Genomic DNA, 26,286 nt, shown 5'->3' with positions numbered 1-26,286 from the left:
CCGAAAGAGACCGCACCGCAGCATCGACATCAGCGATGCCACAGCTGTCGAGTGTCTCCCCCGTGATTCCCCTGCACTAATTCTACCGCGCCCCCACTACCTATTAGTATCGAATTTCATTCTGATACAAGGCTTTTCAATCGACAACACCGAAACGACCGGTCGCCAACGCCGCATTCCGAAGCCGAGCCGGAAACCCCGGCCCCAGCCGAGCGGAAATATCCTCGTGCCGCAACGGCTCCCGGCAGTGCGAGCACACCACCTCGGCGTGCGTGTCGTGGTCACACGCCGTGTGATGCAGAACCACCGGTTCCCCGGATTCCGGAGCCAGGTACCGATCCCCCCAGGCCATCATGGCCGCGATGACGGGAAAGAAATCGCGCCCCTGATCGGTCAGCCGGTATTCGTGGCGAACCGGCCGCTCCTGATACGGAACCTTGGTCAGCAGTCCCGCGTCCACCAATCGGTTCAAACGCTGGGTGAGGATATTGCGGCTGAGGCCGAGGGTGGATTCGAAATCGTCGAAACGCTTGGCGCCGTAGAAAGCTTCGCGGAGGATGAGCGGCGTCCACCAGTCGCCCAGCAGGTCGACGGTGCGGGCGACGGTGCACGGCCAGTTCGCGAAACTCGTTCGTTTCATGCGGTCACGGTATCCAGGCGGGCGGGGACGTACTTGTGCCAGGGGGTGCCGACCCATTCGTCACGGTCGTCGAAGGAGGTCAGCTCGTTCGGGGCGGTGCCGGTGGTGACCGAGGTGCCGTCCGGGGCGGCGACCGAGAGCCCGAAACCGTTGGGCAGCGACAGGTGGCCCGGGCGCATACGGTCGGTGGGCTCGACCGGGACCTGCGCGGTGCCGCGCCGGGTCGTCACCTGGACCAGGTCGCCCGCGGTCAGTCCGAGCCGCTCGGCATCGCCGGTGCTGATGCGCAGGGTGCCCGCCGCATCACGCTTGCGCCAGGCCGGGTCGCGGAAGATGGTGTTGGCCGTGAAGGCCCGGCGCTCACCCGCCGAGAGGATGAACGGCCAGTCCGCGCTGTCGTCCTCGGTCGGCACGGGCAGGGTGGCGATCACCTCCAGCAGCTCCGGAATCTCCAGCCGGATCACCTTGTCGCGCACCCGGTTCCAGGTCTCCGTGTAATCGTCCTCGGAGATCACGATGCCGTGCTTGCCCGTCAGGATCGCCTCGAACAGCCGCTCCCCCGCCTCCAGACCCGTTCCGTACCCGGCACGTTCGACGCTGGCCGGGAACTTGCGCACCATGTTGTACGCCGCCGCCCACAGCAGTGCCGCCGAGGCCGCACCGTCGGGCAGCGTCTCCCCCAACGTCCGATACAGCAGTACCGGAGCGAGTTTCGACCGCGCCGGATCGCCGAGGATCCCCAGGAAGGCCATGGCGAACGCCTCCCGCCCCTGCGCGAGCGCGGCCCGCAGCGGCGCGTAGTCCGCCTCGCTCACCACACCTGCGGCCTCGACCAGGCGAGCGTGGATCTCGGGCTCTGGCAGCACGCCTTCCGGTGCGGGCAGCACCGGGTGCCGCAGGTGGAAGATATTGCGCGGGAAGTCGAAGTTGAAGAACGTGGCCTCGTACTTCTCGAACTGGGTGGGCGCGGGCAGCACATAGTCGGCCAGGCGCGCGGTCTCGGTCATGGCGACGTCGATGACCACCACCAGTTCCAGCGCCGCCAGTGCCTCGCGCATGCGGGCCGAATCCGCCAGGGAGTGCGCCGGATTCGCGCTCTCGATGAACATGGCGCGGTAACGCGCCGGGTGGTCGGTGAGGATCTCCTCGCTGATCACATTGCACGGCACCAGACCGCTCACGATCTGTGCGCCGGCCACCGGGCTCTTGGGGCCCTCGCCCGCCGGATGCCCCCGGTCGTGGCCGAGATTGCTCAGGCCGGTGAAAGCGTATTGGGTGCCCGGCTTTCCGACATTGCCGGTGAGCAGCCAGACCAGCTTCTCGACATAGCTGACCACCGTCGAGTACCGGTTCATCTGCACGCCGAGGTCCTCGAGCGCGGCGACCGAGTTCGCGCGGGCCAGCCGGTGCGTCGCGGCGGTCACCAGGTCCAGATCGACATCGGCGATGGCGCAGTACTTTTCGATCGGGACAGCCCGCAGCACCGGCAGCACCGCGTCCAGGCCGCTGGCGTGCTCGGCCAGCCATTCCTCGTCGATCAGGTTGTCGCGCACCAGGATCGCGGCCATGGCCGTCAGCAGGTACACGTCGGTCCCCGGCCGCAGCTGCAGGTGGAAATCCGCCAGCTCGGCGGTCTCGGTGCGCACCGGGTCGAGCACGATCATCGACCGCGCCGGATCCTTGGCGATCTCCTTCAGCACCGTGCGCGCCCGCGGAAACCCGTGCGACTGATACGGATTCTTGCCGATGAAGAACGCCACCTCGGCATGCTCGACATCCGCGCGCATCGGGTAGCCGGTCATCCGTGCGCCCACCCAGAAGTCACCGGTCTTCTCCTGCGCCAGCGCGCTGGACCGGTACTTCATGCCGAACGCGGCCATGGTCGCCGGGGCGTACGCGCCGCCGAGGTGATTGCCCTGCCCGCCGCCGCCGTAATAGAAGATCGACCCACCGCCGAAGTGGTGCCCGACCTCCAGCAGCTTGGCCGACACCTCGGAAATCGCGGTCTCCCAATCGATTTCCTCGAAGCTGCCGTCCGCGCGCCGCCGCAGCGGCGAGGTCAGCCGGCCGGTGTGCCCGTTCTGATAGCGGTCCAGCTGCAGGGCCTTGTTGCAGGTGTAGCCCTCCGACGCCGGATGCAGCTTGTCGCCGCGGATCTTCTCGAAGGACCGGCCGTCCGGCCCGAGCAGCACCTGGATGCCGCAGTTGCACTCGCACAGGATGCACGCCGTAGGCCGCCACTCCGTCATGTGAGGAGCGTAACTCGAGTTAGTTCACTAGCGCTACTAACTGGAGGTCCTTGGCCGCTTTCGTCTACAGGTCCTTGACCAGGATTCCGAAGGAGTGGGCGAAGACCGGGGCCAGCTCGAGCAGCTGCGTATTGGTGACCAGTGCACCCGACAGCGACTCGACCCCACTGGAGATGCCGATCGACCGGGCCTCACGCAGGTCGACCTTCTTCAACTTGGCATTGCGCAGCGACAGCCCCGAGATCTCCGAGCCGGGGAAGGTCACAGAGGTCAGCTTCGCCTCGCTGATATCCACGTCCCGCAGCACGCAATCCACGAACGAGACATCGGTGAGCACCGCACCACGCAGATTCACCGAATCGAACTTGCAGTTGTGGAAACTCACCCGCCGCAGCGCCGACCCGAACGCCTCCACCCCCGACATGGCCGCGAGCACGAATTCCGCATCCATCCAATTGGTTTCGGACAGATCGGTCCGAATCCAGCGGGTACTGCCCAGCCAGACATCGTTGAACCGCGAATACCGGAAGAAACCGCCGGTCACCGTGGTGGCCGAGATGGCGCACTCGGTGAAGGTCACGCCGCGCAGCTGCGGGTCGTCGAGTGAGAGGCCGTCGAAATGGGCACAGTCGTAGGCGCCCTCATCGAGCAGCGTCTCCTGTGGTTCCAGGAAACGCGCGAAAGGCAGGTCGGCCAGCTCACGTGGCATATCGGTTCCTTACCGGGTCGAGGTGAAGATCGGATCGACACAACGCTCCCGACCGTACTCGAGGCTCACGACAGCCCGGCCACCCATCCGCGCGACCGACCGGACCTTCGGCCTGCTACTCCGGGCCGGTTCGCGGGGTCAGCGCGGCATTCGGCGGTGTGCAGGCGTCGGCCGCCAAGGTGGCGAGGAGCTCGCGCAGAGTGTGACGCTGGCCGGGCGAGAGGGCGGCGAAGATCTCTTCGGCGGCGTCACGGCGAGCGTCGGACATCCGAGCCAGTACCCGGCGGCCCGCCGCGGTCGGGGTCACCAGGGTGGCGCGGCGGTTGGCCGGATCCGGTTCGCGGGCAACCAGTCCGGCGGCGACCAGCGCGTCGACGACGGTCGTGGCCGAGCGCGGCACGATGCCGAGGTGCTCTGCGAGGGCGGACATGCGCAGCGGTTCGTCGCCGTGCTCATCGGCGCGGCCGATGATGCGCAGCGCGCGGGCCTGGGCCGGGGTGAGGCCGAGCGGGGACAGCCGCGCCGACTGCGTGCGGCGCAGCCGTTTGGTGGTGCGCAGGAAGAGTTCGGCGAGGTCATCGTCGGGAACGACACGCCTCTCGCCCGTCGCGCGCGGCTCGTCCGCTGGGCTGCTCGACATGATCCAGAGCATAGCTCATTGTCCTCGGAACAATTATGAGCCAAACTCAGTTATAGCGCGTGACTCCCTGCGAAAGGAGGCGCTGATGGCTTCACAACCTGAACTTCGCCGGATCGTCCGGCTCTTTCATCCGTATCGCGGGCGCTTGGCCCTGGTCGCGGCCCTGGTGGGTTTGGCCTCGCTGGCCGGTCTGGCTTCCCCGTTCCTGCTGCGTGGCATCATCGACGACGCCCTGCCGCACGGTCGCACCGGACTGTTGACCCTGCTTGCCGTGGGCATGATCGCGGTCGCCGCGCTGAACAGTGTGTTCGGCGTCTTCCAGACCTATATCTCGACCGCGGTCGGCCAGGACGTCATGCACGATCTGCGGTCGGCCGTCTACGCACGGCTGCAGTCCATGCCGCTGTCCTTCTTCACCACCACGCGCACCGGCGAGGTGCAGTCGCGAATCGCCAATGACATCGGCGGCATGCAGTCCACGGTCACCTCGACCATCACCTCGCTGGTCTCCAACTTCACCTCCGTCGTCGCGGCGGTCATCGCCATGTTCGCGCTGGACTGGCGACTCACGCTGGTCTCGCTGGTCATGCTGCCGCTGTTCGTGTGGATCAGCCGCCGGGTCGGCTCCGAGCGCCGGCGCATCACCGCGGAGAAGCAGCGCAAGCTGGCGGGCATGTCGGCGATCGTGGAGGAATCGCTGTCGGTGAGCGGAATCCTGTTGTCGCGCACCATGGGTCGCTCACTCGCGCTGGTCGAGGATTTCACCCGGGAATCGCGGGGGCTGGTGGATCTGGAGATCCGCTCCAGCATGGCCGGGCGGTGGCGGCAGTCGACCATCTCGATCGTGATGGCGGCCATGCCGGCGGTCATCATCTACTGGGCGGCGGGCATGACCGTGGCCCAGGGGCGTCCGCTGGTGTCGATCGGCACGCTGGTCGCGTTCACCACGCTGCAGAGCGGCCTGCTGCGGCCGACCGTCATGCTGCTGTCGACCGGCGTCGATATTCAGAGCTCGCTGGCGCTGTTCGGGCGGATCTTCGAATACCTGGATCTGCGACCGGACATCGAGGAGCCTGAGCAGCCCACGCCCCTGCCGGAGCAGGTGACGGGCGCGGTGCGGTTCGAGCGCGTCGGGTTCGCCTACGACGCGGATCGGAACGTGCTGAGCGACGTCGATATCGAGGTGCCCGCCGGGTCGAGTCTGGCGATCGTCGGCGAAACCGGCTCGGGGAAGACGACTCTCGGGTATCTGGTGGCGCGGCTGTACGACGTGACGTCCGGCCGGGTCGCCGTCGACGGCGTGGACGTGCGGGAGCTGTCCTTCGCCGACCTGTCCGCGGCGGTGGGCGTGGTGTCACAGGAGACCTACCTGTTCCACTCCTCGGTCGCCGACAACCTGCGCTTCGCGAAACCCGATGCGACAGCAGCGGAATTGCATGCCGCGGCCCGGGCCGCGCAGATCCACGACCACATCATGAGCCTGCCCGACGGGTACGACACCCTGGTCGGCGAGCGCGGCTACCGCTTCTCCGGCGGGGAGAAGCAGCGGCTGGCGGTGGCGCGGGCCATCCTGCGGAATCCGCCCATCATGGTGCTCGACGAGGCGACCAGCGCGCTGGACACCAGGACCGAGCGCGAGGTGCAGGCGGCGATCGACGCGCTGTCCGCGAATCGCACCACCATCACGATCGCGCACCGGCTGTCCACGATCCGCGACGCCGATCAGATCGTGGTGCTCGATCGGGGTCGCGTGGTGGAACGCGGTACGCACCGGGAACTGGTGGAGCGCAATGGTTTCTACGCCGACCTGCTGGCCCGCGACACCTTCGACGATGTCATGGCCGAGGCCGACGTGGTCGGCGCGCTCGAATCCTGAGCCCGGACAGCAGAAAGCCCTGCCGTCCACGCTGACGACAGGGCCTCTTTTCTCCCTACCAGCCGATATTTCCGCCGAGAGGGACGTTCACCCAGCTGGGCGCGTTCGGGTCGAGGTCGATGTGCTGGGGCAGCAGCTCGCTCTCGTTCAACAGCGGGCGCAGCGGCAGGCCGCGCGGGAAGTTGAACGCGAAGACGTCGATGCGCAGGCGGTGGCCCGGCTGCAGGACCGCGTCGGTGGCGGTCAGGCCCAGATCGACGGTGGTGGGCTGACCGGGGACGAGCGGCTCGCGATCGGCCAGGGTGAGAACCGGGTACGGGTCGGTGTAATCGCCGTTGGCCGAGCGGGTCGCCTTGTCCTCGTCCGCCTTTCGCAGCGACGCGGTCAGCTGGCCGGAGGTCAGCACCGTGGACCTGCCGTCGGGCGCGACATCGTTGAGCGTCGCGGTCCAGTAGCCGTCGGTGACGTCGAGCACCGTGTTGAGATGCACGTTCACCGGCCCGGAGACGAGGGTCGCGTCGGCCACCGGTTGGCTGGTGAAGGTGAGGCCGTTGAGTTCCATCGGCCGCGCGTCCTTGGCGCAGGCGTCGAGGACGGCCGTGACGCCCGCGGTGATCTGCGCCGAATCGCGCGAGCACAGGCTGTTGATGCCGGGCGCGACGGTGAGCCGCGCCGGCCCGGCGGGATCGGCGACCAGGCTGCCGTCGTGCACGCTCATCGGAGCGGTGCCGCTGGGCGCGCCGGACAGGTACAGGCGGCGGTAATCGACGTCGCTGCGCGGGAATTGGTCCGTCGTGGTCCAAGCGCCGCCCTGCTGGAACAGCGTCACCGGGCCGTAGCCGTCGATGCCGTTGTCGATGCCCTTGAGCCACCTGTCGAACCAGGCGCGCTCGAGCACGTCCAGGCGCGGCGGGGCCCCGGGTGTGCCGAAGCCGCTGCCGGGATCGGCGTGGTAGGTGTCGCCCATGATCAGCTGTTTCTGCCCGGGCGGCAAGGGAATCGCGTCGTAGATGCGGGGTTCGGAGTAGGTGAAGATGTCGTGCCAGCCGCCGTAGACCATGGTCGGCACCCGCACCCGGTCGGGATGCCCGAGCCAGGCGGTGCGCAGGCTGCTGTCGGGTTCCAGGATGCTCTTCAGGTTGTCCGGGATCTCCGGGATGGACTGCACCGTGAGCGCCTGAATGATGTAGTCGAAAAAGGTGAACGGGCTCTGCAGGCGGTCGGCCAGCCACTTCCAGTCGAAGGCGCCGGAGAAGATCGAGGTCAGATCCGGGAGGAGTTTGAGGCTGTCCACGCCCAGCAACCACGGTGGGATGAAACCGAATCCGAGTGCGCCGCCGGTGGCGAGCACATCGCGCACCAGGTCACTGCCGGGCTCGACCGGGAAGATGGCCTTCAGCGCGTCCGGCTGGTGTTCGGCGGCCTGCACCTGGTTGATCGCCGAGTACGAGATGCCCGACATCCCGACCTTGCCGTCCGACCACGGCTGCTGGGCCGCCCAGTTGATCACCTCGACGCCGTCGAGCTGCTCACGCTCCTGGAAGACCTGCCAGACGCCCTCGGAGAAGCCGGTGCCGCGCACGTCGGCCACGACCTGGGTGTAGCCGGACTGGACCAGCTTCCGGTCGGCGGTGAAGACGCGGGCCGCGCCGCCGGGCACCACCTTCACCAGATCGGAGAGACCGCCCAGACCGACGCCGGACAGGTCGAAGCCCTGCAGGAAGTTCGACAGCACATCCGACAGGCCGGGAATCGACAGCGCCGAATCCGCGATCATGGACACGAGTTTCGTGTACGGGGTGAGGTTGACGACCGTCGGCAGCGGGGTGTCGACGATGTGGCCGTCGGCGTCCATGGGCCGATACACATTGGCCTTCAGGACGGTGCCGTCGCTCATGGTGATCGGGACATCCCAATCGATGTGCACGCCAGGATATTTCGCCGGCCCGTCCTCGGTCGCGGTCCAGCCCGCGCCCAGTGATCCGGCGTCCGGGGTGGCGGTGGCCAGCGGCCGGACCAGCACCCCGACGGTGACTGCGGTGGCGAACAGGGCGAACGCGCCCAGCGTTCGTCCCCTGATCTTGGTGAATTTCATCCCGACCCCGTGGTTGAGGAACCTCTGCGTACCCAACGGTCGGACTGTAATGGCCGACACTCTCGACCGCAATCGTGGCGGGTGTCATATGTTGATCAGGTGAGTACAGCAGCAGGCGAATTGGCGGGACGCGTCGCACTCGTGACCGGCGGCGGGCGCGGTATCGGGCGCGCCATCAGCCATGCGCTGGCCGCCCGCGGCGCCATGGTCGCGGTCAACTGGGTGCGCCATGAGCAATCGGCGAAAGACACTGTGGCCGAACTGCATTCCCTGGGAGCCACCGCCCTCGCCGTGCACGCCCCGGTCGACGATCCGGTGGCCGTGACCGCCATGGTCGACCGCGTGACGAGCGAACTCGGCCCGATCAGCATCCTCGTCCACAATGGCGGCGTCGCCAGCCGTGGCCGCCTGGTCTCCGACACCGATCCGGCGGAGGTCGAGCGACTGCTGCGCATTCAGGCCATCGGCCCGCACCACCTCACCAAGCTCGTCCTCCCCGGCATGCGCACCTGCGAACGCGGCGACATCATCATGATCAGCAGCGTCGCCGCCCACGCGCTCGGCGCGGCCGGCGCCCCCTACAACATGGCCAAGGCCGCCCTCGAAGCCCTCGCCCATACCCTCGCAAAAGAGGAATCCCCCAACGGAATCCACGTCAATATCGTGGCCCCCGGCCTGGTCGCCTCCGACATGGGCGACCGCCTCACCGCGGCCATGTCCGGCGGCATCCACCACCACGCCGCCGACCTCGACGCCACCTCCCCCTTCGGCCACGTCTGCCGCCCCGAAGAGGTCGCCGACGTCGTCGCCTTCCTCGTCTCCCCCGCCGCCGGCTATCTCACCGGCCAGCGCATCGTCATCGACGGCGGCGCCTACCCATACCGGCCGTGAACCTGGAATTGCCACTGGCCAGGTCGATACCCGGGTGCTCCCGGAATGTTCAACACAAGTTCGTGACCAGTCGGTATTCCGTGACCGGAATGCCGGGAAGCATGGTTAGCTGACCATGTGCCTGCCCTCCGACAGGCCGCAACCGACCGATGCTCGGGAGGATCCGTATGCCCACAACAGACAAGGTTTGGCCGCAAGGAACTCCGTGTTGGGTCGACTGTTCCGTCGACGATCCCGCCGCTGCGCGGGACTTCTACGCCCAGCTGCTCGGCTGGGACGTGCTCGACAGTCCGCCCGAGGCGGGCGGGTATCTGATGGCGATGCTCAACGGCAAGCCCGCCGCGGGCATCGGGCCCAAGATGGGTGAGGCCGCCATGCCCTCGGTGTGGACCACCTACTTCGCCGCCGAGAATGCCGATGCGGTCGCGGGCGCGGTCACGGCGGCCGGCGGCGCGGTGTTCATGCCGCCCTTCGACGTGATGGACGTCGGGCGCATGTTCGTCGGCGCGGACCCGGGGGGCGCGGTGTTCGGCGTATGGGAAGCCAAGGCGCACACCGGCGCCGGGATCTTCAACGAGCCCGGCGCGTACTGCTGGAACGACCTGCACACCTCCGCCTACACACCGTCGCAGGAGTTCTACAAGCAGGTCTTCGGCTGGTCCTTCGACGAGATCGGCAGCGAGCAGATGCCGTACTCCACCTTCGCCGGCGCGGACGGCCGCCCGATGGGTGGCGCGGCCGACAGCACCGGCCAGCCGGGCGACGGCCCCAACTACTGGCTGACCTGGTTCCAGGTCGCGGGCGCGGACGCCGCGCTGGACAAGGCCAAGGAGCTCGGCGCGACCGTACTGATGGGCCCGTCGGACAGCCCCTTCGGGCGCATGGGCATCGTGTCGGGCCTGCAGGGCGAGGTCTTCGGTCTGATCGACACCACCGTCACCATCGGCTGATCCATCGGTCGACGCCAAGGCCGAGTAGCTCTGTGCCACTCGGCCTTTCGCGTCAGGAGAACAGTCGCGCCACGAACGGCACGCTGTCGGCCAGTGAGGCGAGCATGGCGCCGCTGTGGTCCTTCCCCGCGTAGACGTGCACCTCGGGATGCGTTCCGGCTGCGGCCATGTCGGCGACCAGCTTGGCCGTGAGCGGTGCGGGGACATCGGTGTCATTGGTGCCCTGCCCGATGAACAGCGGCCGGTCGTAGCCGGTCAGCGGGACATCCATGACCGACCGTGCGGTCGGCACGAAATCGCCGTCCGCCAGCGGCCGCGACACCAGCTGGTTCAGCGACACACCGGTGGCGCGCTCGGCCATCGGGGCGAAGCACAGGGTCTGGGCGTCGGTCACCAGCTGCTTGCCCAGCGGGGTCAGGTAGCTGTCGAGGTCGAAGTCCGGGCGGGCCGCCTTCAGGCCGTTGAACACGTAGGTGGTGTAGGCGGTGATGTGTGGGGACCCGATGGGCGGGGTGTTCGGCCCGATCAGGGTCGCGGCGTCGACGATATTGGAGGCCGGGCCGGTTGCCACCGCGCCGCGGTAATCCAGTTCGGGCGCATAGCGTGTCGCGAGCGAGGCGGTGAAAACCGCGGCGCCGCCGCCCTGCGACTGCCCGATCGCCACCCACTTCGGGGCCAGCGAGTCGTCCACGGCGCGGGCGGCGCGCACCATGTCGATGGCGGCGTGCGCCTCGGCGCGGCCGTCGAGGTAGGCGTGCACGCCGGGGGTGCCCAGGCCGATGTAATCGGTGGCGACGATGGCGTAGCCCTGCTTCATCCAGGTGGCGAGGAACCCCATGTCGCGGTCGGAGCGACCGGCCACCGAGGGCGCGCAGTCGTCGCCGATGCCGACGGTGCCGTGCTCCCAGGACAGCACCGGCCAGCCGCCGGGCGGCGGGGTGCCCGCCGGGGTGAAGACCACGCCGGTGGACAGCGCGGGCTGATCGGAGGAATTGCGGGTCCAGTAGGTGAGCTTGCGGGCCGAGCCGGTGCCGTCGATCCAGAGGTCCTGCGCCAGCGCGTCATTGCCGACGACGGCGCCCGGGGCCGTGCCCTCGGCCCGGACAGGCGGGTCGGCCTGGGCGGTGGCGGCGAGTGGCCCGGTGGCCAGCACGGCCGCCGAGACCAGGGTGATCACGGTGCGTCGCGTCATCGGAGGAGTCCTCTCGTATCGTCTCGGTTTGGTGTCACAGTGAGACACTTCGGCCAGACTATCCTGAGAAGTGTCACTTTGAGACACCAGGGTGGACGTCGGCGACACGAGAGGGCGGAATGACGGCACCGACCGGGTTGCGGGAACGCGAGAAGGCCAGGGTGCGGCGCGAATTGATCGACGCGGCGCTGCTGCTGTTCGAGCGCCGCGGCTTCGAGCAGACCACCGTGCAGGAGATCGCCGACGCCGCCCAGGTCTCGCGGCGCACCTTCCACCGCCACTTCCCCGCCAAGGCGGCCGTGGTCTTCAGCCACGAGGAGGACGTCATGTCCTACCTGCTGGCCGCCCTGGACCGCCGCCCGCCGCCCGAGGCGGTCTTCGTCGCGCTGCGGGCCGCGCTGCGCGAGTTCCTGCTCGACGATGCCGAGGCCGAGCTGCGGCGCCGCCAGGCCGACACCGCCCGGCGGGCGCGGCTGGTGCTGATCACCAATCCGCAACTGCGCCAGGAGAATTTCACCGGCACGTTCGGCCGCCGGGACGCGCTGGCCCGGAGTTTCGCCCGCCGCGGCGGACTGGCCGAGGACGATCTGCGGGCGAAACTCGCCGCCGCGACCTGCTTCGCGGCGTTCGGGGTGGGGCTCGACGACTGGGTGGCGAGCCCCGATCCGTCCCTCGCCCGCCTCTACGAGATCCTCGACGGCACCGTCGCCGCGCTGCAGCACGGTCTCGAGATCCCCGCGGCGGCGGGCGAAGACTGAGGGCTACAGCAGACCGCGCAGCCTCAGGTCCGTCACGTACTTGTCGATGAGTTCCCTTGTCAGGTGCGGGATATCGCCGTTCGGGCCGAGTTTCGCCTGCTGCACGGCCGTCTGGAAGCGCTTGGCCGGGAGCGCCGCGCCCGCGACGGGCAGGCCGGGGCGGCGGTAGGCGTGCAGGAGCGGCAGCACCGAGTGGGTGCGCTGCTGCTCCGGCAGCGCGCGCAGGGCGGTCTCGAAACGGCCGGCCCAGTCCGGGTAGGAGTCGATGCGGTCGATGGGATGACCGGATTCGATGAGCCAGTCCACGAATTCGTCGAGGGAGATGCCGTCGTCGTGGGGGTTGAGGACGTCATAGGTCTCGAAACCGGAGGTGACGCGGGCGCCGAGAGCCGTGATGGCGGCGGCGGTGAAGTCCGCGGGCAGGCCGTCGTAGTGGGCCCGTCGCCGCCCGCCGTCGGAATCCAAGGCGTAGAACGACTTCGGGGCCAGACCGGTGGCGAGCACGCTGAGCAGCAGGCGGGTGAACATGTCGGGCAGGTTGAACTGCCCGGCGAACACGCTGTGCGCCAGGATCATGTCGGAGCGGAAGACCGCCACCGGCAGCCCGCACAGGTCGTGTGCCTCACGCAGCAGCACCTCACCGGCCCACTTGCTGTTGCCGTAGCCGTTGGCGTACCCGTCGCCCACCGTGCGCACGGCGCTGATCTCACGGATGTCGCCGTCCTCGGTGAACACGGCGGGGTCGATCTGATCGGCGACACCGACCGTGGACAGGTAGGTGACCGGTTTGCGGGTCGCGGTGAGCGCCAGGCGGATCACCTCGGCGGTGCCGACCACATTGGGACCGAACAGCTGGTCGTAGGGCAGCACGTGATTGACCAGCGCGGCCGGGTGCACGATGAAGTCGACGGTCTCGGCGAGCTCCTGCCAAACCGCTTGGTCCAGACCGAGATTCGGTGCGCCGATGTCGCCGGCCAGCACGCGCAGGCGACGCCCGGCCAGCTCCCGGTAGAGCCGCAACAGCTCGGGATCGCCGTTGTCGAACACCTCGTCCAGCCGCCGGCGCGCCGATTCGGCGTCGCGGCCGCGAATGATGCAGACGAGGGTGCCGTCGGTGTCGTCCAGGCGCTGCAGCCATTCCAGGCACAGGAACCGGCCGAGGTAACCGTTGGCGCCGGTGAGCAGCACCGTACGCGGCGGCTGCGGCGCGAGCGGCAGACCGGGCGCGGCCGCCAGGGTCGCCGCGTCCACGAACTTGTCGAGGGTGAGGTCGGTGGCGCGAATCTCGCTGCCGCCGTGCACGGTCGACGCGGTGGGACGACCGCCGGCGCCGGACCGTTCGGCCTCGATGCGGGCGGCCAGCCCGGCCAGGTCGCTGGCGGGGCTGACGATGACGCCCACCGGCACCTCGACATCGAAGATCTCGCGCAGCAGCGTCGAGAACGACAGCGCCGACAGCGAATCCCCGCCCAGATCGGTGAAGTGCGCATCCGCCTGGGGCTCGCCGCCGCCGAGGACGGCGCGGGCGGCCCGGCACACCGTCTCGAGCACCGGCCGGTCGGCGGCCTCGCGGCGCAGCGCGAGCAGCTCGTCCTCCTGCTGCCGCGCCTGCGCACGGTACAGCTCCTCGAGCCGCTCGCCGTAGCGCTGCCTGAGCTTGGGCCGCAACAGTTTTCCGATGCCGGACAGCAGGCCGTTGTCCTGGGTGAAGGGCTCGGTCTCGATCAGGAACTCGCGCGGGATCTCGTAGGACTCCAGCTCGGCGTCCTTGGCGATCTGCTGCATGGATTCGGTGATGGCCGCGGTCATCTCGGCGGGTTCGAGCGCGAGGGCGGCCGCCGAGGGCACGATGACGGCCAGCAGGTGCGAGCGCTCGCTGGACCCGTGCACGAAGATCTGGGCGATCAGCGGGCTGGTGGCGAAGACGGCCTCCAGCTTGGCCACGGCCACGAACTCGCCCTGCGACAGCTTGAGCACATTGTTGCGGCGGTCGACGTACACCAGGTGGTCGGGCCGGACCTCGGCGACGATATCGCCGGTGCGGTAGTAGCCGTCCTCGTCGAAGATCTCGGCGGTCACCTCGGGACGCTTGAAATAGCCCGGGATCTGCTGCGTCGACTTCACCAGGAACTCGCCGCGCGGGTACGGCTTGTCGGTGGCGAAGTAGCCGAGCTCGGGCACATCGGCCAGCTTGTAGTCGATGACCGGCGGCCGGCGGATCTCATTGTCCATGAGCAGGCCGCCGCCGGCCTCGGTGGAGCCGTAGCCGTCGACGAGCGGCTGGCCCAGCACCGAGTTCATGAACTCCTTCATGTCCGCGGAGATGGGCGCGCTGCCGACCATGACCCGGAGCAGGCGGCCGCCCAGGAAGTCCTGCCGCAGTGCGGCTTTCGCGGCCTCGTCGGCCTCGGCGGGGGCCGCGCCCGCGGCGATGCGGCGCTGCACGTCGCTCTGATAGCGCTGGAACACCATGTCGCACACGCGCGGGACGAAGAACGCCTCGGTGGGGCGGGCCAGGCCGAAATCCTCGAACAGGGTCGACATGTCGCTGGCCGCCGCGAAATACGCGGTTCCGCCGCGGGCGAAGGTGCCGCTCAGCACCATCCGGCCGGCGACGTGACTCAAGGGCATATAGCAGAAATTGATGACCGGGGCCGGAATGACCGTGGGCCCCAACCACATACCGGTCGCCAGGCGCTGCGGGTAGATCGCGCCCTTGGGGGTCCCGGTGCTGCCGGAGGTGTAGATGAGCAGGGCGAGCTCGTCCTCGTCGGCGGGCACGTGCAGCGGCACCGCGGGCAGGTCCCGGCCCCGGCCCGCCACGGCTGCAAGCGATTCCAGGCTGATCGCGGCCCCCGACTCCGCGATGCGGCGCTGTGCGGCAGCGTAGGTCTCGGCGTGGTGGTCGTCGCCGGGTTCGAAGTCGAAGACCACGATCGATTCCACCGGCGTGCCGCCGAGCACGCAGTCGAGCGCGGGCGCGAGCAGCTCCAGGCTCACCGCCAGCGTCCGGGCGCCGGTCTCGGTGATGATCGAATGCCATTGTGCGGCAGGCGAACCCGATTGCAGCGGCACGCTCACCAGGCCCAGCCGGATGCCGGCCAGCTCCACGGCGGTGAAGTCGCCGCTGGCGAAGCCCAGGATGCACAGGAAGTCCCCCGCACGCAGGGGGTGTCGCGGGTCCGCGTGCCAGGCGGCCGCGATATCCCCGGAACGCACCCACAGCTCGCCATAGCTCGTGGTGCGGTACGCGGGCAGCAGCCGCCGGGTGCGCCGCCCGTCGGCGCCGACCACGATCTCGGTGGCCCGCTCGGCGATGGCGGGCCGGTCGGCGTATCCGCCGAAGAGCACCGCCGCCACACCGGCCAGCCCCTGCCCGGACTGCTGAGCCGCGGCCGCGACCTCGGGTAGCGGGACCAGCGCCCGCACCTGATCGTCGGCCATCAGTTCTTCGAACCGCTTCGCGATCTCGGCATGCGCGAGCCGATCCGCGAATCGCTGGGTAAGCTCCGCCCGAACGGCGTCCTCGACCATCAATGGCCTCCCTGGTCTCCGGCGATCACGACGCCACGAATTCGTTCGGACGTCGGGTTTTCTCCCCATCAATTAGCTTTGCTAACGTTTCCACCTTGGGGCGACGGGAGGGGAAAGTCAAGAACTCCGCGGCGCACCCCCAATCCAGAATGCGCCGCGAATCCGCAGCGTGCTACCGGTAGCCGAGATCGGTCACCGCGGCATCGATCAGGTCGGCGATGGCGACCGGCTGCGAGGCCAGCGAGGCGTGGCTCGGTGAGGTCATGACAGAAGCTGTCGTGGACCTTCTCCTGCGTGATCCAGAGATATCCGTCGGGGGCGAGGGCGTCGGCCGCGGCGGGCGGCAACTGCCCGGGGCTCTCCCCGGCATCCGGCGCGAAGGCGGCGACGTAGACCAGGCCCTCGACATTGGGCAGGTCACCGGCCTCGGTGATGACCGCGCTGGAGCCGGTCCCGGCCGGGAGTGGCTGCGCTGAGCCTGGACCTGCTGCTGGTGGAGGTCACCGAGCCCCGCCCCGCTCTGCGCGGGGCCGGAATCGCCTGGCATCCAGCCGAATTGAAGGCCGATCAGACCAGGGCCTCGTCGGCGGGGCTGGGTTCGGCGGCGGGCCGGTCGGTGCGGAGCAGCAGCCCGCAGCCGAGGGCGGCCACCACCATGACGATCGCGCCGAGGATCGCCATGGCGTTCATACCCGAGGTGAAGGCGGCGCGGGCCGCCGAGAGGACGGCGTCCCCGCCGGGCAGGCCGGCACTGACACCGACTGCGCCGCCGAGGGTTTCGTGAATGGTGTGCGCGGCGGCAGGGGGCAGATCCGCGGGCAGGGCGCGATCGACCCTACTGCCGTATACCGCCGCACCGATGCTGCCGAGCACGGCGATGCCGAGCGCACCGCCGAATTCGCCGCCGGTCTCGAGCACCGCGGCGGCCGCGCCCGCCCGTTCCGGCGCCACCGCGCCGATGGCCAGATCGGTGACCAGGGTCATCACCACCACCAGTCCCGCGCCCAGCAGGGCGGCCGCCAGCAGCACCAGCACCAGCGAGTGCACCCCGACCAGCGCCGTCACCACGAAACCCGAAGCGGCGATGAGGAATCCGGCCGCCACCACCGGGCCCGGCCCCAGCTTCGGGGCCAGCGTCGCCGCCAGCGGGGCCGCGCCGCCCACCACCACGGCCGGGGCCAGGCTCCACAGCGCCGACACGAACGGGCTCATGCCGAGCACCGACTGCAGGTACTGGGTCACGAACACCGCATTGCCGACGAGGGCGAACATGCCCAGCAGCTGCGCCGACACCGACACCGTGTAGGTGCGCCGGGTGAACAGCGCGGCGTCGAGCACCGAGTCCGGCACCCGCCGCTGCCGGATCACGAACACCGCGCCCACCCCAAGCCCGGCCAGCAGGATCACCAACCGCCACACCGTGAATCCATTGGCGGCCCATTCCTTGAGCCCGTAGATGATCGGCATGACCGCCGCCAGCGACAGCACCGCGCTGATCCAGTCGAACCGTTCCGCCCGCGCCCCACGGAATTCCGGCAGCAGCGCCGGGGCCAGCACCAGCAGCAGCGCCATGGCCGGGATATTGATCAGGAACACCGAGCCCCACCAGAAGTACTGCAGCAGTGCGCCACTGAGCACCGGGCCGATGGCCACGCCGCTGCTCATCACACCCGCCCACACCGCCATCGCCCTGGTGCGGTCGGCGTCGTGGACGAAGATGTTGCGGATCAGCGCCAGCGTGGACGGCATGAGGGTGGCGCCCGCGATGCCGAGCACGGCGCGGGCGGCGATGAGCGCCTCGGCATTCGGCGCGTAGGCTGCCGCGAAAGAGGCCACGCTGAAGCCGGCCGCGCCGATCAGCAGCAGCCGCCGCCGGCCGATGCGGTCGCCGAGTGCGCCCATGGTGAGCAGGAGCCCGGCCAGCACGAAGCCGTAGATGTCGAAGATCCACAGCTGCTGAGTGGCACTGGGATCCAGGTCGCGCACGATGAAGGGCACCGCGAAATACAGTACCGAGACGTCCATGGAGACCAGCAGCAGCGGCAGGACGAGCACGGCGAGCGCGCTCCATTCCCGCCGGCCCGCGCGCCGGTGTTCTTCGCTGTTCATTGACTCGACGACTTTCGTTCCGGGAGAGGCGAACACCGCCAGCATCGCCGAATCCGCTGGCAGGGCCCTGGTATCGGAGTGCCAGCGGACTGACAGCGCGGCCGGTCAGCATGACGGGTCGAACTCCCGTCCCCGATGGGTCACACTCGAACGGCACTCAAACGACGATTCGCCCGAGGAACGATGCAGAACCTTCCCGACGACGCCGTGCGCGTCGAAACCCCCGCGCGCTACCGGATCTCGAACTCGGCGGCATTCTGGCTGCTGTCGATCGCGCTGGGGCTGCTCCTGTTCGCGTCGGCGGCCCCGTCCCCGATGTATCCGGTGTATCAGCAGATGTGGCACTACTCGTCGCTGGTGTCGACGGGTGTCTATGCCGCGAATGCCATTGCGCTGCTGGTGACTCTGCTGTTCGCGGGCTCGCTGTCCGACCACATCGGGCGGCGGCCGGTGCTGATCGCCGCGGTGCTGGTGGAGCTGGCCGGGACGCTGGCCTTCGCCGAAGCGCAGTCGGTGACTTGGCTTTTCACCGCCCGCATCGTGCAGGGCATCGCGACCGGACTGGCCACCGGTGCGATCACCGCCACACTCATCGATCTGCAGCCCGCGGAATCGCGGCTGGGCGCGCTCATGACGAATGTGGCGGCCGGCGGCGGGCTCGCGGTGGGCGCGATCAGTTCCGGGCTGCTGGTGGCCTACGCGCCCGCGCCGACCCGGCTGGTGTACTGGCTGCTCGCGGTGGCGTTCACCGTCATCGTGATCGGCGTGCTGCTGATTCCGGAGACGGTCGCGCCCGACGGGCGGGGCCTGGCGTCCCTGAAGCCCAAAGTGTCTGTGCCGCAAGAGGTCCGGGTGGCCTTCCTCACCCTGGTGCCGTCCATCGCGGCCACGTGGGCGCTGGGCGGCCTCTATCTGGCGCTGGGCGGCGCGCTCATGAAGGTGCACTTCCACGTCGGCACACCGCTGGCCGGTGGCCTGGTGGTGGTCGCGTTGCAGGGCACCTCGGCGGTGACCGCACTGCTGGCACGCGACTGGACCATCGATCAGGCGCTGCTGCGCGGGCCGATCCTGCTCATGTCCGGGGTCTCGCTGGCGCTGCTGGGCGCGGCGACGGAATCGGTGTGGCTGTTCTTCGCGGCCAGTGTGGTGGCCGGGGTCGGCTTCGGGCCGTCGTTCTCGGGTGCGCTGCGCATGCTGACCGGTCTGTCACCGGCCGAGACCCGGGCGGAGGTGGTGACCGCGATCTATGTGGTCTCCTACCTGTCGCTCAGTGTGCCCGCGGTCATCGCGGGGCTGTGCGTGCAGCGGTTCGGCCTGGCCGCCACGACCTACGGCTACGGCCTGATCGTGATCGCGATGGAGGCGGTCGCCCTGGCCGGGTCGCTGCGCCACCGCAGTCCGCACACCGCGCTGGCCGGACATCTGTGCCCGGCGCCGTGCCCGGGCTCGGTCGCGCCCATGCCGCGGGTGGTGTCAGCGCACCCCTGACCGGCGATCGCGGCCGCGGCTTGTTAAGGTGGACAGGTGATTCCCACTCGGCAGGCATGGCGCCGGCTGCACTAGCAGCCCGATGAACCATGACCACGGGCTGTACGCGGCCCGTGCTTCCCGACCGGAACACCCAGCTCGTGCAGCCCTCCATGAACTTTCAGGAGTTGTACGTGACTACCCCTTCGGATTCCTTCGCCGCGTCCCGCGAGCGCAGCGACGAGCTGGCCGCCGAGGTGGCCGCGCATCCCGGCCGCTTCCGCGTCCTCACCGGTGAACGGCCCACGGGCAGACTGCATCTGGGCCACTACTTCGGCACCGTCCGGGAGCGGGTGCGGTTGCAGGAACTGGGCGTGGACCTGTGGGTGATCGTGGCCGACTATCAGGTCATCACCGACCGCGACAGCCTCGGCCAGGTCCGCGAGAACGTCTACAGCGCGGTGCTGGACTACGCCGCCGCCGGGATCGACATGAGCCGGGCGACCGTGTTCACCCATTCCTCGGTGCCGGCCCTCAATCAGCTCATGCTGCCGTTCCTGAGTCTGGTCACCGAGTCGGAGCTGCACCGCAATCCGACGGTGAAGGCGGAGCTGGCCGCCTCGGAGCGGGCGCTGAGCGGGCTGCTGCTCACCTATCCGGTGCATCAGGCCGCCGACATCCTGTTCTGCAAGGGCAATCTGGTGCCGGTGGGCAAGGACCAGCTGCCGCACCTGGAGGTCACCCGGGTCATCGCGCGGCGCTTCAACGAGCGCTACGGCCGGGTGTTCCCGGAACCGCAGGCGCTGCTCACCTCGACCCCGGAGATCCCGGGCCTGGACGGCCGCAAGATGTCCAAGAGCTACGGCAATGCCATCTCGCTGTCCATGACCGCGGATGAGACCGCGGGGCTCATCCGCCGCACCGCAACCGATTCCGACCGGCGCATCACCTTCGATCCCGATGCCCGGCCCGGCGTCTCGGCGCTGCTCACCACGGCCGCACTGTGCCTGGGCACCGACGAGCAGACGCTGGCGGACAAGCTCGGCGACGGCGGCGGCGCGGCGCTGAAGAAGCTGGCCACCGACGCGGTGAACGACTTCTTCGCAGGGCATCGGGCCCGGCGCGCGGAGCTGGCCGCCGACCCGGATTTCGCGAGCGGCATTGTGCGCGAGGGCAATCGGCGCGCCAACGAGATCGCCGAACGCACCCTGGACGAAGTGCGCTCGGCGATGGGGACGGTGTACTAGTCCGTCAGGGCTCCGTAGACCGCGGTCAGGAAGTCGTCGCCGAGCGGGCTGCGCCACTCGGCGGCGATGATGATGTTGGCGGACTGCACGAAAAGCAGTGTCACCAGATCCTTTTCGGGGTCGGCGTACCAGGCGGTGCCCAGACCGCCCGGCCAGGACAGGGTGCCGACGCTCGGGATGCCGCTGCCGGGTTCCGTCTGCATCTTCACGCCGTAGCCGAACCCCTGATCGGCCCAGATGGCCTGGCCCAGTGGCGGATTGAAGGGGGCGGCCGAGTGCTGTTCGGGAGTGAGGTGGTCCCGGCTCAGCGCGGCAACCGCTTCCGCCGACAGGATCCGGACCCCGTCCAGCTCACCGCCATTGAGCAGCATACGGGCGAAGCGCGCGTAATCGTCCACGGTGGACACCAGGCCCGCGCCGCCGGAGGGGAACAGCGGCTCCTCGCCCCACGCGGTGGTGGCGGGCCGGTCGAGTTCGGTACGGTCGGGGCCGTACAGCACGCTCAGGCGGTCGCGCTCCGATTCGGGCACCGTGAATCCGGTGTCCGCCATGCCCAGCGGCGTCAGGACCCGTTCGCGCAGCACGGTTTCCAGCGGCTGCCCGGTCACCCGGCTGATCAGGATGCCGAGGATGTCGGAGGCGGTGTGATAGCGCCACACCGTGCCGGGCTGCGCAATGAGCGGCAGCTCGCCGACCCGGCGCAACCACTCGTCCGGCGCCAGCCGTTCGGCGTTCGCGACGCCGATGGCGCTCGCGATGGGATCGGCGGTGAGCGCGAACAACTGCGGTGCGAGGCTGGAGCGGCCCCAGCCCAGGCCCAGCCGGTAGGTGAGCAGATCCTCCACCGTGATCGGGCGCTCGGCGGGCACCACGTCATCAGGCGAGCCGTCCGGGTCGCGCATGACGGTGCGGCCGGCCAGTTCCGGCAGCCAGGCGTCCACCGGATCGGACAGCGCGATGCGGCCCTCGTCCACCAGGGTCAGCGCCGCCACCGCGGTGATCGGCTTGGTCATGGAGGCGATGCGGAAGAGGGTGTCGCGCCGCATCGGCTGCCCGGCCGCTCGATCCCGCCAGCCCACCGTGTCCACCTGCACCAGTTCGCCGTGCCGGCAGATCGCGGCCACCACGCCGGCCACCTCGTCCCGCTCGACGTACCCGTCGAGTACCTCGCTCACCTTCTTCAGCCCCTCGGCCGAAAACCCGTTCACCGCAATCGCTCCCTTTCGTCGACAGCCGAGTCAACCGCCGACGGCCGCCGATATTCCCGGCGGGGTTCGGGTAGTTCTCAGGCACCCACGTACGCGGCGAGGTGCTGACCGGTCAGCGTCGAGCGCGCGGCCACCAGATCGGCGGGGGTGCCCTCGAACACGATCCGGCCGCCGTCGTGACCCGCACCCGGTCCCAGATCGACGATCCAGTCGGCGTGCGCCATGACGGCCTGGTGATGCTCGATGACGATGACCGATTTGCCGGAATCCACCAGTCGGTCCAGCAATCCGAGCAGATGCTCGACATCGGCCAGGTGCAGACCGGTGGTGGGCTCGTCGAGCACGTACACGCCGCCCTTGTCCCCCATGTGGGTGGCCAGCTTCAGCCGCTGCCGCTCGCCGCCGGACAGCGTGGTCAGCGGCTGCCCCAGGCTCAGGTAACCGAGGCCGACATCGTCGAGGTGCTGCAGGATCTTGTGCGCGGCAGGGATTTTCGCCTCCCCATCCGCGAAGAACCCGAGGGCCTCGCTGATCGGCATGGCCAGCACCTCGCTGATATCGCGCCCGCCGAGCTGGTATTCGAGCACCGCCGCCTGAAAACGCTTGCCCTCGCACTCCTCACACACGGTGGCCACGCCGGCCATCATGGCCAGGTCGGTGTAGATCACGCCCGCGCCGTTGCAGGTCGGGCACGCACCCTCCGAATTCGCGCTGAACAGCGCGGGTTTCACGCCATTGGCCTTGGCGAACGCCTTGCGGATGGGCTCGAGCAGGCCGGTGTAGGTGGCCGGATTGCTGCGCCGTGAACCCTTGATCGCGCCCTGGTCGATGGACACCACGCCCTCACCGGCCGGAATCGACCCGTGCACCAGCGAGCTCTTGCCCGAGCCTGCGACACCGGTGATGACCACCAGCACGCCCAGCGGGATGTCGACATCCACCTTCTGCAGGTTGTTGGCCGTCGCGCCGCGGATTTCCAACGCCGCCTTGGACTTCCGGACCACATCCTTGAGCGCGGCCCGGTCGTCGAAGTGGCGTCCGGTGATGGTGCCGCTGCTGCGCAGCCCGTCGACGGTGCCCTCGAAGCAGATCTCGCCGCCGCCGGAACCCGCGCCGGGGCCGATGTCCACGATGTGGTCGGCGATGGTGATGGTCTCGGGCTTGTGCTCGACCACCAGCACGGTATTGCCCTTGTCCCGCAACCGCAGCAGCAGATCGTTCATTTGCTGGATGTCGTGCGGGTGCAGGCCGACGGTCGGCTCGTCGAAGACATAGGTGACATCGGTGAGCGCCGAACCCAGATGCCGAATCATCTTGACGCGCTGCGCCTCACCGCCCGACAGCGTGCCCGAGGCACGGTCCAGGCTCAGATAGCCCAGCCCGATCTCGACGAACGAGTCCAGCACCTGCTGCAGCGATTCCAGCAGCGGCGCGACCGACGGCTCGGTCAGCTCGCGCACCCAGTCGGCCAGGTCGCTGATCTGCATGGCGCAGGCGTCGGCGATGCTGATCTCGCGGATCTTCGAGGACCGGGCCGGCTCGCTGAGCCGGGTGCCGTCGCAGTCGGGGCAGATCTGGAAGGTGACCGCACGCTCGACGAACGCGCGCACGTGCGGCTGCAGCGAGTCGACGTCCTTGGACAGCATGGACTTTCGGATCTTGGGGATCAGGCCCTCGTAGGTCAGGTTGATGCCCTCGACCTTGATCTTGGTCGGTTCCCGGTAGAGCAGGTCGGCGAGCTCGCGCTTGTTGTACTTCTTGATCGGCTTGTCCGGGTCGAAGTAGCCGCTGCCGATGAAGATCCGCCCGTACCAGCCGTCCATGCTGTAGCCGGGAATGGTGAACGGGCCTTCGTTGAGCGACTTGCTGTCGTCGTAGAGCTGGGTCAGATCGATGTCGTTGACCGCGCCGCGCCCTTCACAGCGCGGGCACATGCCGCCGGTCACCGAGAAGCTGCGCCGCTCCTTGACCTGCTTGCCACCCTTCTCCACGGTCACCGCGCCCGCACCGCTGATGGAGGCGACATTGAACGAGAAGGCCTGTGGCGAGCCGATATGCGGCTGCCCGAGGCGGCTGAACAGGATGCGCAGCACGGCATTGGCGTCGGTGGCGGTGCCGACGGTGGAGCGCGGATCCCCGCCCATGCGTTGCTGATCCACGCTGATGGCGGTGGTCAGGCCCTCGAGCACGTCCACCTCGGGACGGGCCAGCGTCGGCATGAACCCCTGCACGAAGGCGCTGTAGGTCTCGTTGATCAGCCGCTGGGATTCGGCGGCGATAGTGTCGAAGACCAGCGAGCTCTTGCCCGAACCGGATACGCCCGTGAACACCGTGAGCCGGCGCTTGGGCAGATCGACGGAGACGTCCTTGAGGTTGTTCACCCGCGCGCCGACCACCCGGATCAGGTCGTGGGCGTCGGCGGCGGGCAGGGCGGGCTGCGGGGACTTGCTCGGGGCCATGCGTGTCTCCATCTGTGCGGGCGTACCGGTGGGGCGGAAGAGCGGTCAGGAAACCTGCTGGATACGAACCAGATTGCCCGCGGGGTCGCGCACGGCGAAGTCACGCACGCCGTAGGGCTGATCGGTCGGCTCCTGGACGATCTCGACCGCGTCGCTGGCCTGCAGCTTCTCGAAGGCAGCGTCGACGTCCGCGGAGGCCAGCAGGATGCCGCCGTAGGTGCCCTTGGCCATCATCTCCACGATGAGCTTGCGCTCGTCCTCGGTGATGCCCGGATCCACGGCCGGCGGGTGCAGCACGATGGAGGTCCCGGGCTGATCGGCCGGGCCGACCGTGAGCCAGCGCAGCCCGTTGTAGCCGACGTCCTTGCGGAGTTCGAAGCCGAGCGCGTCGCGGTAGAAGGCCAGCGCGGCATCGGCGTCATTGTGCGGGAGGAAGCTCGCTGAAATGGTGATATCCATGGCGATCAGGCTAGTTGCGGAGCGCTTGCCTGGGCTTCTCGATTCCTGATCGGTCGGGTCACCTGCTTCTCGACGCAGGAGGGCATGCCCTCGGGGGCATCGGCCATCTGCTGTTTGTACACGCTGGGCGGCACCCCGACCAGCTCGGTGAAGCGGGTGCTGAAGGTGCCCAGCGAGGAGCAGCCGACCGCGAAGCAGATCTCGGTGACGCTCAGGTCCCCGCGCCGCAGCAACGCCATGGCCCGTTCGATGCGCCGCGTCATCAGGTAGGCGTACACCGATTCGCCGTAGGCGGCCCGGAACTGCCGGCTCAGATGCCCGGCGGAGATGTGCGCGTCGCGGGCGAGGGCCTCGACATCCAGCGGCTGCGCGTACTCGCGGTCGATGCGGTCCCGCACGCGCCGCAGCCGCGCGAGATCGCGCAAACGCTGTTCCTCGTCGGGTTTACCGGTCACCTCTCGATGGTCGCACGCTGGGCGAATACTGTCGCGACGGCGTACCCGGCGATTTGGGGCTACCCTGCAAACGTTTTGTCAGGTAACAGTTTTGCCTTGACACAAGACATAGCGTGTCGGGGGAACCGGATCGGCCGGGGCCCCGGCACGGATCGACGATGAGGCCGAGCGTGGCCCGAGGACTGGAATCAGCTGTTCGATGAAGCTCTCTGCACTACGTAATAGGACCGCTCTGCGGACCGCCGCCGTCGCGCTCACCGCCGCGTTGTCCGTGGCCCTGGCCACCGGCACCGGCACGGCCGACCCGGACAAGCCTTCGGCCATCAGCTCCATCCAGAAGGATGGACGGACCTGGCATCTGAAGGTCTACTCCGCGGCCATGGGCCAGGACATCCCCGTGGACGTGCAGCGTCCGGCCGACGAGTCGCAGGCCGCGCCGAACCTGTACATGCTCAACGGCCTCGACGGCGGCCTGGGCACCGCCAGCTGGAACGCCCAGACCAATGCCCTCGGCTTCCTGGCCGACAAGCAGGTCAATGTGATCCAGCCGATCGGTGGCCGCGGCAGCTACTACACCGACTGGATCAAGGACGACCCGCAGCTCGGGCGCAACAAGTGGACGACGTTCTTCACCCAGGAACTGCCGCCGCTGCTCGATGCCGCGCTCGGGTCCACCGGCCTCAATGCCCTGGCCGGCCTGTCCACCTCCGGCACCTCGGTGCTGCAGCTGGCCGAGGCCCAGCCGGGTCTGTGGAAGTCGGTGGCCGCCTACAGTGGGTGCGCGCAGATCGCCGACCCGATGGGCAAGCAGTTCCTCAAGTTCGCCGTGGAGACCTGGGCGGGCGGCAAGACCGAGAACATGTACGGTCCCGACAACAGCCCGCTGTGGACCGCCAACGACCCGGTCATCAATGCCGAGAAGCTGCGCGGCACCCAGCTCTACATCTCGAGCGGCAGCGGCATTCCGCTGATGAAGGACGTCGAGTACTACACCAAGTCCGCGCCCGGCCCGCAGGGTGACATCAACCTGGCGCTGGGCATGATCATCGAGGGCGGCGTCAACGCCTGCACCCACAACCTCAAGGACAAGCTGGACTCGATCAACATCCCGGCGACCTACCAGTTCGACCCGGTGGGCACCCACTACTGGCCGTACTGGGAGACCGCCCTGCACGACTCGTGGCCGCTGCTGGCCTCGGGTATGGGCATTCCCGCCTGAGTCACGGTTCGCGAGCGGCGCACGCCGTCTATCGGCACGCGGTGCCGCTGTTTTCCGGGGGTGTTACCACTTGTCCCGGTTTGCCACCAGGGTGGGGGGGGCGGGGAAGACCCCCGGGGAGAACACCAC

Annotated in this window: 19 protein-coding genes and 1 pseudogene; 7 read left to right on the top strand and 13 right to left on the bottom strand. The window is 68.8% G+C overall.

Annotated features, from left to right (window positions below; all coding sequences use genetic code 11):
• Positions 1-136: 136 nt before the first annotated feature.
• The 4 genes from ACFXN1_RS21560 to ACFXN1_RS21545 all read right to left on the bottom strand — a co-directional run bounded on the left by ACFXN1_RS21560 (position 137) and on the right by ACFXN1_RS21545 (position 4,238).
• Entirely contained in the window at positions 137-640 is a 504-nt protein-coding gene (locus ACFXN1_RS21560; protein WP_379440232.1) for a winged helix-turn-helix transcriptional regulator, read from the bottom strand.
• Positions 637-2,889 (bottom strand): molybdopterin-dependent oxidoreductase, encoded by a 2,253-nt coding sequence (locus ACFXN1_RS21555; RefSeq protein WP_379440234.1) that lies wholly within the window; start codon positions 2,887-2,889, stop codon positions 637-639. The genes ACFXN1_RS21560 and ACFXN1_RS21555 overlap by 4 nt, the downstream gene beginning before the upstream one ends.
• Positions 2,890-2,953: 64 nt before the next feature.
• The gene (locus ACFXN1_RS21550; protein ID WP_379389003.1) at positions 2,954-3,598 is read right to left on the bottom strand and encodes a pentapeptide repeat-containing protein; all 645 of its coding nucleotides are present in this window, start codon (positions 3,596-3,598) and stop codon (positions 2,954-2,956) included.
• Positions 3,599-3,713: 115 nt separating this feature from the next.
• Complete coding sequence (locus ACFXN1_RS21545; RefSeq protein ID WP_379440236.1) at positions 3,714-4,238, bottom strand: MarR family winged helix-turn-helix transcriptional regulator; 525 nt, start codon at positions 4,236-4,238, stop codon at positions 3,714-3,716.
• A gap of 85 nt (positions 4,239-4,323) precedes the next feature.
• Here ACFXN1_RS21545 and ACFXN1_RS21540 point away from each other — a divergent pair, with 85 nt between their 5' ends.
• Positions 4,324-6,114, top strand: a complete 1,791-nt coding sequence (locus tag ACFXN1_RS21540) for an ABC transporter ATP-binding protein (RefSeq protein WP_379440238.1) — start codon at positions 4,324-4,326, stop codon at positions 6,112-6,114.
• 55 nt (positions 6,115-6,169) lie between these two features.
• On the opposite strand, the gene ACFXN1_RS21535 is transcribed toward ACFXN1_RS21540, so the two are convergent.
• Positions 6,170-8,209 (bottom strand): CocE/NonD family hydrolase, encoded by a 2,040-nt coding sequence (locus ACFXN1_RS21535; protein WP_379440258.1) that lies wholly within the window; start codon positions 8,207-8,209, stop codon positions 6,170-6,172.
• Between the two features lie 99 nt (positions 8,210-8,308).
• Between ACFXN1_RS21535 and ACFXN1_RS21530 the strand changes: the two genes are divergently transcribed.
• Positions 8,309-9,100: an SDR family NAD(P)-dependent oxidoreductase gene (locus ACFXN1_RS21530; protein WP_379440240.1), complete on the top strand. Its 792-nt coding sequence runs from the start codon at positions 8,309-8,311 to the stop codon at positions 9,098-9,100.
• 167 nt (positions 9,101-9,267) lie between these two features.
• Positions 9,268-10,050 (top strand): VOC family protein, encoded by a 783-nt coding sequence (locus tag ACFXN1_RS21525; RefSeq protein ID WP_379440241.1) that lies wholly within the window; start codon positions 9,268-9,270, stop codon positions 10,048-10,050.
• Between the two features lie 52 nt (positions 10,051-10,102).
• On the opposite strand, the gene ACFXN1_RS21520 is transcribed toward ACFXN1_RS21525, so the two are convergent.
• A complete protein-coding gene (locus ACFXN1_RS21520; RefSeq protein WP_379440243.1) occupies positions 10,103-11,242 on the bottom strand; it encodes a lipase family protein in 1,140 nt (379 codons plus the stop codon).
• Positions 11,243-11,361: 119 nt separating this feature from the next.
• Between ACFXN1_RS21520 and ACFXN1_RS21515 the strand changes: the two genes are divergently transcribed.
• A complete protein-coding gene (locus ACFXN1_RS21515; RefSeq protein ID WP_379440244.1) occupies positions 11,362-12,000 on the top strand; it encodes a TetR family transcriptional regulator in 639 nt (212 codons plus the stop codon).
• 3 nt (positions 12,001-12,003) lie between these two features.
• Here the strand turns inward: ACFXN1_RS21515 and car are convergent, their stop codons facing one another.
• From car to ACFXN1_RS21500, 3 genes and pseudogenes are all read right to left on the bottom strand, one after another.
• Entirely contained in the window at positions 12,004-15,534 is a 3,531-nt protein-coding gene (gene car / locus ACFXN1_RS21510) for a carboxylic acid reductase (RefSeq protein WP_379440246.1), read from the bottom strand.
• 251 nt (positions 15,535-15,785) lie between these two features.
• A pseudogene (locus tag ACFXN1_RS21505) lies at positions 15,786-15,974 on the bottom strand (alpha/beta hydrolase); the annotation flags it as partial.
• Between the two features lie 127 nt (positions 15,975-16,101).
• Positions 16,102-17,643 carry an MFS transporter gene (locus ACFXN1_RS21500; RefSeq protein ID WP_379440248.1) on the bottom strand — a complete coding sequence of 514 codons (1,542 nt, stop codon included), beginning with the start codon at positions 17,641-17,643 and terminating at the stop codon, positions 16,102-16,104.
• 183 nt (positions 17,644-17,826) lie between these two features.
• On the opposite strand from ACFXN1_RS21500, the gene ACFXN1_RS21495 reads away from it, so the two are divergent.
• Together ACFXN1_RS21495 and trpS are read left to right on the top strand one after the other, a co-directional pair.
• Positions 17,827-19,131 (top strand): MFS transporter, encoded by a 1,305-nt coding sequence (locus ACFXN1_RS21495; RefSeq protein ID WP_379399212.1) that lies wholly within the window; start codon positions 17,827-17,829, stop codon positions 19,129-19,131.
• 152 nt (positions 19,132-19,283) lie between these two features.
• Positions 19,284-20,357, top strand: coding sequence for a tryptophan--tRNA ligase (gene trpS, locus ACFXN1_RS21490; protein ID WP_379440249.1), 1,074 nt, complete (start codon positions 19,284-19,286; stop codon positions 20,355-20,357).
• On the opposite strand, the gene ACFXN1_RS21485 is transcribed toward trpS, so the two are convergent.
• The 4 genes from ACFXN1_RS21485 to ACFXN1_RS21470 form a co-directional block, all read right to left on the bottom strand.
• The gene (locus tag ACFXN1_RS21485; RefSeq protein WP_379440251.1) at positions 20,354-21,565 is read right to left on the bottom strand and encodes a serine hydrolase domain-containing protein; all 1,212 of its coding nucleotides are present in this window, start codon (positions 21,563-21,565) and stop codon (positions 20,354-20,356) included. The genes trpS and ACFXN1_RS21485 overlap by 4 nt on opposite strands.
• A 77-nt stretch (positions 21,566-21,642) precedes the next feature.
• Entirely contained in the window at positions 21,643-24,024 is a 2,382-nt protein-coding gene (locus ACFXN1_RS21480) for an ATP-binding cassette domain-containing protein (protein WP_379440253.1), read from the bottom strand.
• A 45-nt stretch (positions 24,025-24,069) separates the two neighbouring features.
• Positions 24,070-24,483, bottom strand: a complete 414-nt coding sequence (locus ACFXN1_RS21475) for a VOC family protein (protein ID WP_379440254.1) — start codon at positions 24,481-24,483, stop codon at positions 24,070-24,072.
• A gap of 5 nt (positions 24,484-24,488) precedes the next feature.
• Complete coding sequence (locus ACFXN1_RS21470; RefSeq protein ID WP_357000421.1) at positions 24,489-24,938, bottom strand: helix-turn-helix transcriptional regulator; 450 nt, start codon at positions 24,936-24,938, stop codon at positions 24,489-24,491.
• 199 nt (positions 24,939-25,137) lie between these two features.
• Between ACFXN1_RS21470 and ACFXN1_RS21465 the strand changes: the two genes are divergently transcribed.
• The gene (locus tag ACFXN1_RS21465; RefSeq protein ID WP_379440256.1) at positions 25,138-26,157 is read left to right on the top strand and encodes an alpha/beta hydrolase; all 1,020 of its coding nucleotides are present in this window, start codon (positions 25,138-25,140) and stop codon (positions 26,155-26,157) included.
• Positions 26,158-26,286: the final 129 nt, after the last annotated feature.

Origin of the sequence: Nocardia sp. NPDC059154, from assembly GCF_042755705.1 — a bacterium.
Taxonomy (GTDB): Bacteria; Actinomycetota; Actinomycetes; order Mycobacteriales; family Mycobacteriaceae; genus Nocardia.
This window is presented reverse-complemented; position numbering and strand designations above follow the sequence as displayed.

What these genes read in the sequence shown, in the direction of transcription:
- ACFXN1_RS21560 (WP_379440232.1), bottom strand. Translation starts at nt 640, where the DNA reads ATGAAACGAACGAGTTTCGCGAACTGGCCGTGCACCGTCGCCCGCACC.
- ACFXN1_RS21555 (WP_379440234.1), bottom strand. Translation starts at nt 2,889, where the DNA reads ATGACGGAGTGGCGGCCTACGGCGTGCATCCTGTGCGAGTGCAACTGC.
- ACFXN1_RS21550 (WP_379389003.1), bottom strand. Translation starts at nt 3,598, where the DNA reads ATGCCACGTGAGCTGGCCGACCTGCCTTTCGCGCGTTTCCTGGAACCA.
- ACFXN1_RS21545 (WP_379440236.1), bottom strand. Translation starts at nt 4,238, where the DNA reads ATGTCGAGCAGCCCAGCGGACGAGCCGCGCGCGACGGGCGAGAGGCGT.
- ACFXN1_RS21540 (WP_379440238.1), top strand. Translation starts at nt 4,324, where the DNA reads ATGGCTTCACAACCTGAACTTCGCCGGATCGTCCGGCTCTTTCATCCG.
- ACFXN1_RS21535 (WP_379440258.1), bottom strand. Translation starts at nt 8,209, where the DNA reads ATGAAATTCACCAAGATCAGGGGACGAACGCTGGGCGCGTTCGCCCTG.
- ACFXN1_RS21525 (WP_379440241.1), top strand. Translation starts at nt 9,268, where the DNA reads ATGCCCACAACAGACAAGGTTTGGCCGCAAGGAACTCCGTGTTGGGTC.
- ACFXN1_RS21520 (WP_379440243.1), bottom strand. Translation starts at nt 11,242, where the DNA reads ATGACGCGACGCACCGTGATCACCCTGGTCTCGGCGGCCGTGCTGGCC.
- ACFXN1_RS21515 (WP_379440244.1), top strand. Translation starts at nt 11,362, where the DNA reads ATGACGGCACCGACCGGGTTGCGGGAACGCGAGAAGGCCAGGGTGCGG.
- car (WP_379440246.1), bottom strand. Translation starts at nt 15,534, where the DNA reads ATGGTCGAGGACGCCGTTCGGGCGGAGCTTACCCAGCGATTCGCGGAT.
- ACFXN1_RS21500 (WP_379440248.1), bottom strand. Translation starts at nt 17,643, where the DNA reads ATGAACAGCGAAGAACACCGGCGCGCGGGCCGGCGGGAATGGAGCGCG.
- ACFXN1_RS21495 (WP_379399212.1), top strand. Translation starts at nt 17,827, where the DNA reads ATGCAGAACCTTCCCGACGACGCCGTGCGCGTCGAAACCCCCGCGCGC.
- trpS (WP_379440249.1), top strand. Translation starts at nt 19,284, where the DNA reads ATGAACTTTCAGGAGTTGTACGTGACTACCCCTTCGGATTCCTTCGCC.
- ACFXN1_RS21480 (WP_379440253.1), bottom strand. Translation starts at nt 24,024, where the DNA reads ATGGCCCCGAGCAAGTCCCCGCAGCCCGCCCTGCCCGCCGCCGACGCC.
- ACFXN1_RS21475 (WP_379440254.1), bottom strand. Translation starts at nt 24,483, where the DNA reads ATGGATATCACCATTTCAGCGAGCTTCCTCCCGCACAATGACGCCGAT.
- ACFXN1_RS21465 (WP_379440256.1), top strand. Translation starts at nt 25,138, where the DNA reads ATGAAGCTCTCTGCACTACGTAATAGGACCGCTCTGCGGACCGCCGCC.